The organism is Sporosarcina sp. P7, assembly GCF_002743425.1.
Lineage (GTDB): Bacteria > Bacillota > Bacilli > Bacillales_A > Planococcaceae > Sporosarcina.
Genome location: NZ_PDZF01000017.1, coordinates 38,631 through 51,227 on the forward strand (window position 1 = coordinate 38,631; position 12,597 = coordinate 51,227).

At 36.6% G+C, this 12,597-nt stretch carries 11 protein-coding genes; 1 reads left to right on the forward strand and 10 read right to left on the reverse strand.

All coding sequences use genetic code 11. The features are described from left to right. Position 1: 1 nt before the first annotated feature. From CSV60_RS14015 to CSV60_RS14060, 10 genes are all read right to left on the reverse strand, one after another. Complete coding sequence (locus CSV60_RS14015) at positions 2-514, reverse strand: TRAP transporter small permease (RefSeq protein ID WP_085132789.1); 513 nt, start codon at positions 512-514, stop codon at positions 2-4. 762 nt (positions 515-1,276) lie between these two features. Next, positions 1,277-1,465 carry a helix-turn-helix domain-containing protein gene (locus CSV60_RS16270; RefSeq protein WP_085132788.1) on the reverse strand — a complete coding sequence of 63 codons (189 nt, stop codon included), beginning with the start codon at positions 1,463-1,465 and terminating at the stop codon, positions 1,277-1,279. A gap of 185 nt (positions 1,466-1,650) precedes the next feature. After that, positions 1,651-2,688: a TRAP transporter substrate-binding protein gene (locus tag CSV60_RS14025; protein WP_158232324.1), complete on the reverse strand. Its 1,038-nt coding sequence runs from the start codon at positions 2,686-2,688 to the stop codon at positions 1,651-1,653. A 186-nt stretch (positions 2,689-2,874) separates the two neighbouring features. Then, positions 2,875-4,977 (reverse strand): acetate--CoA ligase family protein, encoded by a 2,103-nt coding sequence (locus tag CSV60_RS14030; RefSeq protein WP_085132786.1) that lies wholly within the window; start codon positions 4,975-4,977, stop codon positions 2,875-2,877. Positions 4,978-5,061: 84 nt separating this feature from the next. Further along, a complete protein-coding gene (locus CSV60_RS14035; protein ID WP_158232323.1) occupies positions 5,062-6,162 on the reverse strand; it encodes a CaiB/BaiF CoA transferase family protein in 1,101 nt (366 codons plus the stop codon). A gap of 19 nt (positions 6,163-6,181) precedes the next feature. After that, entirely contained in the window at positions 6,182-7,333 is a 1,152-nt protein-coding gene (locus tag CSV60_RS14040; RefSeq protein WP_085132784.1) for an acyl-CoA dehydrogenase family protein, read from the reverse strand. 10 nt (positions 7,334-7,343) lie between these two features. Next, on the reverse strand, positions 7,344-7,808 hold the full coding sequence (locus tag CSV60_RS14045) for a MaoC/PaaZ C-terminal domain-containing protein (protein ID WP_232319153.1): 465 nt from the start codon (positions 7,806-7,808) through the stop codon (positions 7,344-7,346). 16 nt (positions 7,809-7,824) lie between these two features. Continuing rightward, positions 7,825-8,970 carry a thiolase family protein gene (locus CSV60_RS14050; protein WP_085132782.1) on the reverse strand — a complete coding sequence of 382 codons (1,146 nt, stop codon included), beginning with the start codon at positions 8,968-8,970 and terminating at the stop codon, positions 7,825-7,827. Beyond that, positions 8,963-9,421: a Zn-ribbon domain-containing OB-fold protein gene (locus CSV60_RS14055; RefSeq protein WP_085132781.1), complete on the reverse strand. Its 459-nt coding sequence runs from the start codon at positions 9,419-9,421 to the stop codon at positions 8,963-8,965. The genes CSV60_RS14050 and CSV60_RS14055 overlap by 8 nt, the downstream gene beginning before the upstream one ends. Positions 9,422-9,439: 18 nt before the next feature. After that, entirely contained in the window at positions 9,440-10,183 is a 744-nt protein-coding gene (locus CSV60_RS14060; protein WP_085132780.1) for an SDR family oxidoreductase, read from the reverse strand. A gap of 1,248 nt (positions 10,184-11,431) precedes the next feature. On the opposite strand from CSV60_RS14060, the gene CSV60_RS14065 reads away from it, so the two are divergent. Then, a complete protein-coding gene (locus CSV60_RS14065; protein ID WP_099627269.1) occupies positions 11,432-12,256 on the forward strand; it encodes a conserved phage C-terminal domain-containing protein in 825 nt (274 codons plus the stop codon). Positions 12,257-12,597 lie beyond the last annotated feature (341 nt).

The following is a 12,597-nucleotide window of genomic DNA, read 5'->3' on the forward strand; positions in this document are numbered from 1 at the left end:
ATCACCCCTCCTTTACTCTTCCAAAAGTTAAACTAAATATAGTAAGCATTAACCGAATGACAAATAAAAATGAGCCAATCACAACAATTAAATATGCTGGTGCAATTGGTATACTTAAGGCTCCTATAGTCATTTGATTTAAACTTAGTGCGGTTGTCATTTGCTTATATGCTTTTAATCCGATAACGATAAAGAAAAATGCGACTACTAACTGAAGAATAATTTCATTTATATTTTTAAACCTGCCTCTAAAGTTTTTACTTAATAAATCAACCCTTATATGTTCCCCCGCTCTAAATGAATCGCTAATCCCAAAAAACACAATAGCGACCATAAAAAACCCTTCAACTACTTCTAGTACACCTAAAATCGGATGATTGAAGAAGTGTCTTAATATCGTATCGGCAATAATGACAGTCATCATCGTTAATAATATGAAAGCCGCAAAGAACATTGAAAATCTTTCTAAAAGTGTTACAGTTTTCTCAAAAAAACTAATTTTATTTTTCATCATACATGCAACTCCTTTTCGAAAACGATAAAAATTTATTACTTCTTTTCATCCTCAATGTTTTTGATCATTGACACAATAATTTTTCTACTAAATTAGTTGGTTTCATAATTCATACACTTCATCTTGAAGACGTATGTAAAATCATTCAAAGGTGTACCTTTTATTTTGTTATTATCCCTGTTGGTTATAGTGGAAAGCGTTCGTTTGGAGAAAAAATCAATATTAATTGGATGATATAGATTTAAAGGCAACTATAAAATCGACTAAAATATAAAAAGTGAGTAATTTATTTTTCACCTATATTGCAATATTAAGTTAGCCACTTAGATAAATTTTATTGTATTTATGGATGGTAATGTTTTCCAGAACCCTTTTAAAAAGGTTTTGATATGGGTCTTATTTCAGAGTTGCTACGCCAGTTCGGCTAACTCTTCATTAGAAAGAACGGCTGGCTGTTGGTAGTCCAGAATCTTCCTGGGGTAAGTTATTTAGCGTCTGATAAATACGTTGGATGGATTCAGCAGAATAATCTGAACCCCCCTTAGGAATTTACCGTCTAATAAGGCCATTGTGACGCTCGTTTGATCCTCTTTCACAAGGGAAGTATGGACGACAAATTTGGTGGACACCATCGGCTTGTCTATCCAGTCGGATTGATTATCGGCAAACCCTACTAAGGCATCGGGAGACCAATCGTGATCTGTGATCTGTTCACAGGCAAAATCAATAAACTCTCCGGTATTCAGTAGCTTACTTTTAGCATCACAGTTGAGCCGTTTTCGTTCGTAACAGTCTGTCCAGTTTCAGCGAAGTAGGCTGTATAGGATGTGCGGCCCTCTTCAGTTGTGTTGTCGCACCACGCTTCAACTCAGTAGCATTCGTTTGGTGGGCACGTCCTAAGCGTCTTCCAATGTCTCGGTTAGAAAGTTCAGTATTATGCAGGGCAGCAATTTGACTTCACTCAAAAAAGCTAAGTGTTTATTTTTATGGTATTCTCAGTGTGTGCCATTATAAGACTTCCTCTCATTGTTTGTTTCGCAACTTCAATGATACACGAAATTTTATAATGGCACTTTTTTGAATTTAGAAGGCTAACTTGATTCTACAATTGGCCCTCACTTTTTTCTGGGATTTCCTTAATATTTATTTAAAAACTCTTTAAACAGATCTAACGTTTCTTGTGAAGATATAGATTCATTTTCTTGAATCCATTTTTCCTGAACTTCTTCGTTAACATGTGCAAATTCTTCTTTGTCGATTTCTATGAACTCTACAATCCCTTCTTCTGATAACCCTGTTATTATTTCTTCATCATTTTCTATCGAAACAGTTATAAATTCCTCCAAAACTTCATCTGTTGCTTGTTGCATTTTCTTCTGCAAGTCTTCAGGAATCGAGTCCCACTTCTCTTTATCCATTAAATAAAAAACTAAAGTTGTTCCTCCGCCTGCACCTAATGTCGCATAGTTTAGGACTTCATCAAGCTTATAGGAGGTGATACTTGCTGTAGCCGATAAAGTCGAATCAATTGTCCCTCTTTCCAATGCTTCATATTGCTCAGCTGTTGAAATTGTAACTGGCGTTGCCCCTAATGCTTCTATTTGAAGATTTGCTGAACCGCCTTGAGATCTAACTTTCATACCTTTTAAATCTTCAATTTGACTGATTGGCTTTTTCACACTCCAGAACTCATAAGTGCTCGTCGTATATCCAAAAATAGGCACAACATTATTTTTCAGAAAGTCATGATTTAATACTGGGTCACTATTTATCAGTTCAAAAGATGCTAAGCTTCCTTGCCTAATATTATCTACTAAACCAGGTAGCGAAGCTACACTAGACAGTGGCATTTTCCCCGAAACATAAGCTTGCGGAACATTAACAATATCCGCTGCTCCTGTATTTACCAAATCCAGTGAGTCACTCGCTTTCCCTAATTGTTCACCGGGATAATACTCAATTTCCACTTTGCCTTCCGTTAGTTCTTCTACTCTATCTATCCACACTTGTTGCGCATTGACAGATGAAAAATGATTCTTTGGCATATAGTCAGCGAATCTTAGTTTAATAACATCTTGATTATCAGAACTTTTTTCCTCATCGGTATTCCCACAAGCAGATACAATTGATATGACTGATACAGCAATTAATATGTTAATTAATATTCTTTTCATCATTTTCCCTCCTATATCATTGTTTGTATAACAAACCTTGTATTAATCAACACTAGCACTAGATCTCAATATGAAGTTATAAAATAAACTGAAAATCTGGCTAGAATTGGAGAACGAACCGACCTTAGCTTATACGGGAAACTATTTATTCTGAATACTTTTTGCGTTTTTTTACAACAATAAGAATTAATCCAAGATAACTAATGCATCTAACGCAACGACACCTTTTTCTTTTACAATCAATGGGTTGATGTCTAGCTCATTAATTTCTGGTGTTGTGATACCTAGTACAGATAAATCACTAATTGCTTTCGCCAATGCATCGACATCTAACTTCGGACTATTTCTATACCCGTTTAATAAAGGAGTGGACGCTAATTCATTTACCAAGCTTTTCGCATATTGTTCAGAAATCGGACAGATTCCAATTGCAATATCCTTTAAAATTTCTGCATTTACTCCGCCCATTCCTATTAAGATAGACTGACCATATTGAGGATCGGATTTTAATCCTAATATCATTTCCTGCCCACCTTTAACCATTTCAGCTATTAGTACACCATCGATATGAGCGTTTGGCGCCAATCTAGTCACGTTCTCCATTAATTCATCATAGGCTAAACTTAAAGCTTTTTCATTTTCAATATTAAGCTGAATCCCTTTTACTTCCGTTTTATGTTTAATTTGCTCAGAAACAATCTTCATAGCTACAGGAAAACCTATACTTTCTGCAGCGTTTATCGCAGCTCCTTTACTTACTGCTAATACTTCATTTGGAACTTCAATCCCCACTTTTCCAATAAATTTTTTACTATCATATTCGTTCAGTACTCTTTTTTTAACTATTATATCTTTTCTCCTCTGCGCTTCCTTTTGATTAGGATTAAAATCAACTTCTACATGACTACTTACAAAGTTTCCATAGTTTGAGAAGTGAGTTAAGGCAGTCACCGTATTTCTTATACTTCTGAAAGGAACTAGTCCCCCTTTTTCTAAAATGTCATATCCCCCATCTTCTCTACTACTCATCCAAATTGGGATAATCACTTTATCCGTTTTCTTCTGTAAATTAACAAGTGATTCAGCAAGTATTTTAGTGGAATTTCCATAGTCTGCGTTAATTGGCTCAATGACAATATCAATATTATCATCTTCCAATATTGGGATCATACTATCTTCATGGATTCTTTCATCTACTAAAAATGATGCGGTTAAATCTACTGGGTTATTATAAGAAGCAAACGGTGGTAAGACTTCTTCTAATTTTTTTATGGTCGATGTATTAAATGAGGGTAGGTCTAATCCATTTAAACCACAGAAGTCTGCCAACAAGGAACCACTTCCTCCAGATCCCGTTACTATTGCTAAACCTACATCTTCTTTTATTGTACATCTAACAAATAGTTGTGATGTTTCTATAAGCTCATCAATATCGTTGACTCTTATGACTCCGAATTGTTTACATAAAGCATCAAAAACTTGATCTGAACCCGCCAATGAACCTGTATGGGACAGCGCTGCTTTTCTGCCGAGTTCACTTCTCCCTACCTTTAAAATTACAATTGGTTTACGTTTTTTAAGTGCTAGTTTCGCTACTTCTTTAAATTTCTCTCCATCTTTAATCCCCTCTGCAACGGCAGCAATTACTTTAATCTTAGGGTCATGAATCATATAGTAAATGCAATCTGATAAATCTAGGTCAATTTCATTTCCTGGCGAAAAGAAGTAACCAAAGCCAATCCCTCTTTTCTGTCCTTGTAATGCAGTTCTCCCTAACCCACCGCCTTGTGTAACTAATCCAATACTCCCGCCTAACGTATCATTTACATATCCCGGAGAGAATGTCATTCCTAATCTTCTATTTAAATCGGTTAACCCCGGACAATTTGGTCCATAAACTCTAATATTCGTATTTTTAATAACAGCTTGTAATTCATTTTGTAACTTTTGACCTTCCTCCCCTACTTCATTAAAACCAGAACTCATAATTAATGCAAAGGGAATCGTATGGTCTGCGCACTCTTGGACAATTCTTGGAACAGCATTAGCCCTAACTAAAATAATTGCTACATCGATTTGAACACCTTTAATTTCACTAATGCTTTTATAACATCTACGATTAAATAACTCATCATATCGATCGTTAACTAAGTAGACATTTTCCTTAGAGAAATTTGATTGTTTCACTATATTTTCATATGTGTTTTTCCCGTGAGAACCATCCCTACTCGAAACACCAATAATTGCTATATTTGTCGGCTGAACGAGTCTTGTTAAATCTGTAAACATATTCCTTAGCTCCTTTCTTTCATGTGAAATTGAGTGTAAGCGCTTTTAAAAAATCATATACGTTCCCCCCATTGCAACGGGAGTTTATAGCGGGTTTTTAATGAGGGAATTATGCTCTCCTACTGTTGGAACATCCGAGTTACTTCTCACTTCGAAACTTGTAAATTTCACAGGATGCGTAATAATAAGGTTATCACTATTTTCGTCCTTTTTTATAATGCCTCTATATGCCAAATGTGGGTCCTCTAATAATTCTTCGATAAAATTAACAGGAGCGCACGGTATATCCTCTATTATCATTAATTCCAACCATTCTGAACGGTTCTTTAATAGAAACTTCTTATTCAAAATAGCATTTATTTCATCTGCATGTTCCATTCGATTATGCCAACCTTCGAACTTCTTATTCGACTTCAACTTTTCTACATTTAAAACGTCACATAATTTATGCCAAAAGTGTTCTTCAACACAGCCGATTGCAATATATTTATTATCTTTCGTTTTATAGGCACCATAAGCTCCTCTCCCCATAAAATTTTGTTTGGAAGGATTGTTACGATTAACGTACTCATTAATTCTAGGTGCCATTAGAGAGAGTGCACAATCTGTCATTGAGACATCTATATAAGTACCTTCATTTGTTTTCTCTCTCAATAATAAAGCAGCCAAAACAGAATTAACCGCATACATAGCAGAACCTAAATCAGCAACTTGTATACCACCTGCTGCCTCTGGTTTTCCTTTTGGATCTCCACTAATACTAAGAATACCTGATACAGCTAAATAATTTATATCGTGACCTGGCAGATTTCTATACGGTCCTTCTTGTCCATAGCCCGAAATAGAACAATAAATGATGCGCGGATTTATTGTCTTCACTTTATCTTTTAGAAAACCCAATCTCTCCATTACGCCCGGTCTAAAACCTTCGATCATTACGTCACTTTCTTCTATTAGTGCAGAAAGCTTCTTTTTGTCTTCATTATTTTTAAGGTCAAGTGTAATACTTTTTTTACCTCTGTTAATTGCTTCAAATAACCCTGCTACTTCTCTTGCTCCATCCCCTATCCCCGGTCTCTCTACTTTTATAACTTCTGCACCTAGCTCTGCAAAGATCATTGTTGAAAAAGGTCCTGGAAGTAAATTAGTTAAATCCAAAACCTTGATTCCTTCAAGTGGTAGCAATTCAAATCCCTCCTTCCTTTTAAGTAAAAGCAGAAATCCCTAAAAGCTCTCTTCCAATAATAAGTTTCTGTATTTCATTAGTTCCTTCAGCAATCGTGAAATATCGTATATCTCTATAATATCTCTCTACTGGAAACTCTTTTGTATAACCATATCCTCCGTGAATTTGTAAAGCATCTTCTGCGACTTTTAAGACATTTTCTGTAGAGAAGTATTTTGCCATCGAACATTCTACCTTACATTCTTTCCCTTCATCTAATAGATGACTAGCTTGTAAACCGAGCAAACGCATTGCATTTGTTAAAGTGACCATATTACTAATTTTTTCTTGTATTAGTTGAAAACCACCGATTGGCTTGCCGAATTGCACTCTTTCTTTTGCATAAGTAATTGAAGCATCTAGACTCGCTTGTGCAATACCCGTTGAAATAAAAGCAACCATCGCTCTAGCACTATTCAAAAATTTAAGTCCTTGTCTTAAGCCGTCTCCTACTTCCCCTAGTAAATTTTCTTTTGGAATTTCACAGTTATCAAATGTTAATTCTGCAAAAGGACAACTCAATGTTCCCATTTTCTCTATTTTACTTGCATAATAACTCGATTCACTTTTCTCTACTATAAAGGAAGCTATTCCTTTATTTCCTTTGTCTTTATCTGTTTGGGCAATAACAATTCCAACTTCTCCCTCTATTCCATTTGTAATAAACATTTTCGATCCATTTAATACCCACTTATCTCCTTTGAGCACTGCCCGTGTTTGTATACTGGACGCATCTGATCCTACATTTGGTTCAGTCAATGCAAAGAAACCGAGCTTTTCTCCCTTTAATAATGGCGGTATAAACTTTTTCTTTTGTTCTTCCGATCCATATTCATAAATATGCGTTAAGACAGAATTAGTAATTCCAACTGTTGCCCTCAACGATGGCCAAACTCTTGACAACTCTTCTATCATAATAAAATAAGTTGTATGATTTAAACCATAGCCTCCGCTACTCTCTGGTAACAAACCGCCTAAGAATCCAAATGGTACAAGTTTCTGTACAATATCCGTTGTAACGGGTTTTCCTTCATGCTCGTATTCATTAACCATTGGACTAATTTCCTTATCCAAAAACTTTTTAACAGTATTTTTAATCATTAACTGTTCTTCATTTAATGTTATACTCATTTTATTCCTCCTATCTTTGATAAGCTTCAATTAACATCGGCGTAGTCCCCTCTTGTAGAAGGTCACCGTTTTGATTGATTACTTTCCTCTTAAAAAATACGATTCCCTTTCCGCCCTGACTTGTCTCTCTTTTATCGGCAATTTCAATTTCCAAGCGAATTGTGTCATTAATTTTAATCGGTGAGATAAACTTCCAAGAATCAATTCCTAATAATGCTAATAACGTTGGACTCATTCTTCCGTTTAAATCTGTTCTTGTAAAGAGTCCTGAAGCTATGACCATACCTAACATGCCATGGGCTATTCTTTGTCCAAATATGGAGTCTCTCGCATACTCTTCATCTGTATGTAAAGCATTATAATCTCCTGAAAGACCTGCAAAATTTACAATATCCGCCTCAGTAACCGTTCTGGATGGTGAAAAATAAACATCCCCAACTTGAAAGTCTTCATAAAACAAAGTGTCTTCTCTCACATCAATACCCCGTTTTCTATTTTTTTAGAATGGTTATCGTACTATTTGGTCCCGCTCCCATCGCATGTGTTAATCCCATTCTGGGATTATCTACTTGCCTTTCTCCCGCATAACCTCTTAGCTGCTGCACAACTTCATAGATTTGAGCTAGACCTGTTGCTCCTAATGGATGTCCTCTTGAAAGTAAGCCTCCATCCGTATTGACAGGTAATTTCCCGTCTAAATCAAAATAACCTTCTCTAAGCAATTGTGGAGCTAACCCTCGCTCACAAAATCCTAACTTTTCAATATCCCATAACTCTCCTGGACTCATACTGTCATAAGCTTGTACAATATCCATATCCCCTGGACCATACCCGCTTGTCTCATAAGCCTTTCTCGCGGACAGTTCAACTAACCCTTCTTCTGGAGAATATTTAACACTTGGAACAATCCCAGATTGATAAATTGCTTCTCCGTAAACACCTGATGTTAAGACAGAACACACTACTTCTATCCCTTTTCTTTTATTTTTCAGCCTGTTTTTATTTACTAAAACAGATGCAGTAGCTCCATCAGCTAAAGGACAGCAATTTAGTAATCTTAAAGGCGTGGCAATGATTCTAGAGTTCAAAACCTCTTCAATTGTCACTGTTTTTTGAAACCGTGCGTTTGGATTTAGCGATCCATTTTTACGATTCTTCACACTTACCAATGCGAAATCTTCTTCAGTCGCGCCATATTCTTTCATATATTCAATCGTTTCTAATGAATAATTTGCAGGTTGGACATTAAAACCCATTTCTAGTTGCCATTTCGGGAAAGCTGTGCTCGGTATCGGTCCACGTGGCATTTTTTCATAGCCAAATGCCAACGCAACATCGTACTCACCTGATTTCACAGATTGATAAGCGAGTTGAAAAGCGGTAGCCCCACTAGAACAAGCATTTTCTACATTAATAATGGGAACTCCATTAAAACCAAGCTCTTGGACTACACGATGTCCTGAACCTGTTCCTTGATAAACACTTCCACAATAAATAGCTTGAACTTCATCCCATCCTAATTCGGAATCTCGAATCGCTTCAATAATCGCCTGAGCGCCTAATTCGTATGATTCAATATTTTGAGATACACCCCACTTTGTTGTGCCGATCCCAGCAACCCAAACTTCTTCACTCAATAGTTTTCCCCCCTCTTTCTAATTCCCCGTCAAATATCGGAGAGAATTTATAAGTTAAAACAGATGTACCTTCTTCTTCGTATAATGGTTCGATGATTAATTTAGCGTTTTGACCAATCTTCATATTTTCCCATTCCGCATCTTGAAACAAAGCAAGAATATTAATCCCTTCTGGCAGTGTTACTACTCCATAACAATATGGAACTTTCCCCTTATAAAACTCTCCTGTTGGTCTTTCATTAATTATCGTAAAAGCTTTAATTACCCCTTCTTTACTAAGCTCCACTTCCGTTAAAGCGCTTTCATAACAATTGGGACAGAAGTTGTTTTTCTTTTCAGGAAACAATAACTCCCCGCAATTTCCACATCTACTCCCGATTAATAGTGGACCATTTGCTGTATCTCTCCACATTCCATCTTTTACTGCAATCGTTTCATCTGAATCGAACATAATAATTCTCCTCCTTGATTAGCCAAACCTACCACCTGTTACATGTAACAAGTCTCCTGTGACATATGAAGCATCGTCGGACGCAAGAAATAATACCGCATTCGCAACATCTTCGGGTAAACCAACCCGCTGAAGAGGTGTATCCTTTTTCTGTAATTCTTTGATTTTTTCATATTTCGGATGATTTCGTAATGCTGCTGTTTCAATCAACCCCGGTGCAACCGCATTTACATTTATATTATTTCTACCTAACTCTTTTGCGAGTGACTTTGTTAAACCAACAATACCTGCTTTAGCCGATGAATAGTTTGCTTGGCCAGGATTTCCTAAATGAGCACGTGAAGAAATGTTTACAATCTTCCCGTATTTTTGTTCCATCATCGAGAGTGAAGCGTACTTTGAAAACAAAAATGTACCTTTCAAACATACGTCAATAACTTCGTCCCAACTCTCTTCTTTCATATCGTGGATTTTCGCATCTTTTAAGATCCCTGCATTATTTACTAAAATATCGATCTTATCAAATTGAAGAATTGCCTTATTTACAACATTCTGCACATCCTTTGCATTAGATACATCCCCAACAATCGACGTTACCTCGCCACCTAACTCTCTCAATTCTTCTACTGATGATTTGCATGTAGCCTCGTCAATATCGGTAACAACCACTTTTGCTCCTTCTAAAACGAGCTTTTTTGCAATCATCTTCCCTATTCCACTTCCTGATCCTGTGACGATTGCAACTTTATTTTTGAAACGCATATTATTATTCCTCCTATATAATTTTCGTGTTATTGTGAATATTTACCCTATTTAAACTTTAATGTATTTGTATTAAAGTTTATATGGCAAAAAAGCATATAATATTGATTTCTTTATGTGAACTATCCACAATGACCAAAATATTAATTGGCTATTTTTTCGTTAACTCTATGGATTTAAGGAGGCTTTTGTCCCTAACTTAAAAGAAGGACTTAAAGGAATTCGTTCTAAAAAGCATTGCAGAGGGAATTGGAGCTCACATCTATTAGCTATTCATAAATTAGTCGTCGATTAATCGATTTAAATACAGCTGATTTAGCTGATTCACTTGGTCGATTAGGTAGACGTTATTGGGTACTTCAACGACATGCGAGAGACAAAAATTGGGGGCTGGCGCGAAAGAAATATTCAATTTCTCTTACGTGTTCGAAAGACGTTTCTTGTAGAATTCATCAGAGTTTATAAATCTACTCTTCCCCATTTGAAGCGAAATGATTTAGTTTCGATATTGACACGAAAAGAAATTTGTAGATATATAGAATTAGTGGACGAAGAAGGAACCACGTTCCACTTACTCACAAACCGGATTGACTTAAGTGAAAGTGAGATATTAGAGACATATAAGAATCGTTGATATATCGAATTATTTTTCAAATGGATTAAGCAGCATTTGAAAGTACGTCACGTGTTTAGCCATTCACCAAAAGGCATTTGGAATCAAATGTTTATCACGCTGATCACGTTCCCATTGATTGAAATTAATGCGATTAATTCAACAACAGCGTAAATCAATTTGGGATTTTCTTCGGATGATATGCCATTATGTTTTTCTACCAATCAGTTAGTTACTAAAGTCTTGTAATCAGCGTCTGAAGAAAAGTAAAGGACGGCAAAAGCTCCCTGAATGTATTCCCATCACGATTAAATTTGGAGAGAACTACGGCATTTTTTTGCCCAAGACTAAAGATATTTTTTGAACAAAAAAATATTTCCAAAAAAACAAGCTATTATTAAATAACTAATTTTTATATATGTTAATCATCAAAAAGCGTCAACACCGAATCTTTGGAGTTGACGCTTTTTCTTTAATTTATATGGGAATGGTCTTTCCCCTATTAAATTACCCGAATTGCGTGGGAACCTGGTACTCGCAAAAAACAAGTATCCTTTTCAAGAAAACTCTCTATATAGAGCATAAGAAGTACAAAATGAGTACTCAATCACACTGATCTCTAGGGGGGCAATGATATGAAATTACTAATAAACGAAGATCCGATCCCATTATTACCATCACTGGCCATGAAAGTTGGATTAAACGCTGCGCTATTTCTACAACAACTGCACTACCGCTTGAACATTTCAAAAAATATACGGGATGGTCATAAGTGGGTGTTCAATACGTACGACGACTGGATGGAAGAATTTCCGTTTTGGTCGTTGAATACGATCAAACGGATTACGTATGACTTGGAACAAAAAGGTTATTTGATTTCCACTTCGAAGCATAATAGGATGAAAATCGACAATACGAAATGGTATCGAATCGATTATGAACAGCTACCTTTTTCCTATAAGCCAAATGAGATACCGGCTAACCCAACATGGGATGCGACACCACCCCAACATGAGTCGACTGCCAACCCACAATTGGACGCCGTGCCAACTCACACTGAGACGGTGGCGTATCCCACTATGGGACGGCCTATTACCAAAGAACTTAAGAATATAAAAAATAAACCCATTGTCGAGAAGAATCTCGACGTCGCACATTCTGTGATTCAGTACTTGAATGACAAAACCGGAAAACAGTTCAAACCCCAATCCGCGGCCACCCATAAATTCATCAACGGGCGAATTAAAGAAGGCTATACACAAGAAGATTTCATTCGTGTCATTGATCTAAAGACCAAGCAATGGTTGAACCGCCCTGAATTCAGCGCATTCCTGCGACCTTCCACGTTGTTTAACGCAACGAACTTTGAAAACTATGTCAATGAACTAGTAACGCCTAAAAAACCGAAAAGACACTTACCCGTTGCACCCGTGCTCGACTTCAACAAAGGTGATGAGTAAGTGTTGTATAGTATTCTAGTGGATAAGAGTTACCCGAATTATGTGGGAATTGCGTGGGGACCTGGTACTGTATCGAGTGTTACCCGAATTGTGTAGGAATTGTGTGGGGACCTGGTACTGTACCGAGTGTTACCCGAATTGTGTGGGAATTGTGTGGGGACCTGGTACTGTATCGAGAGTTACCCGAATTGCGTGGGAATTGTGTGGGGACCTGTAGTCGCCCCCCTTAAAATGGACACAGAAGATGTTATAGTTGTAGGAACATACTGTCACGGGAGGGGTTCATTTTGGAATTCATAAAAAAGGGCAGAAAGAGAATATTATCTTTTGAACAGAAATGC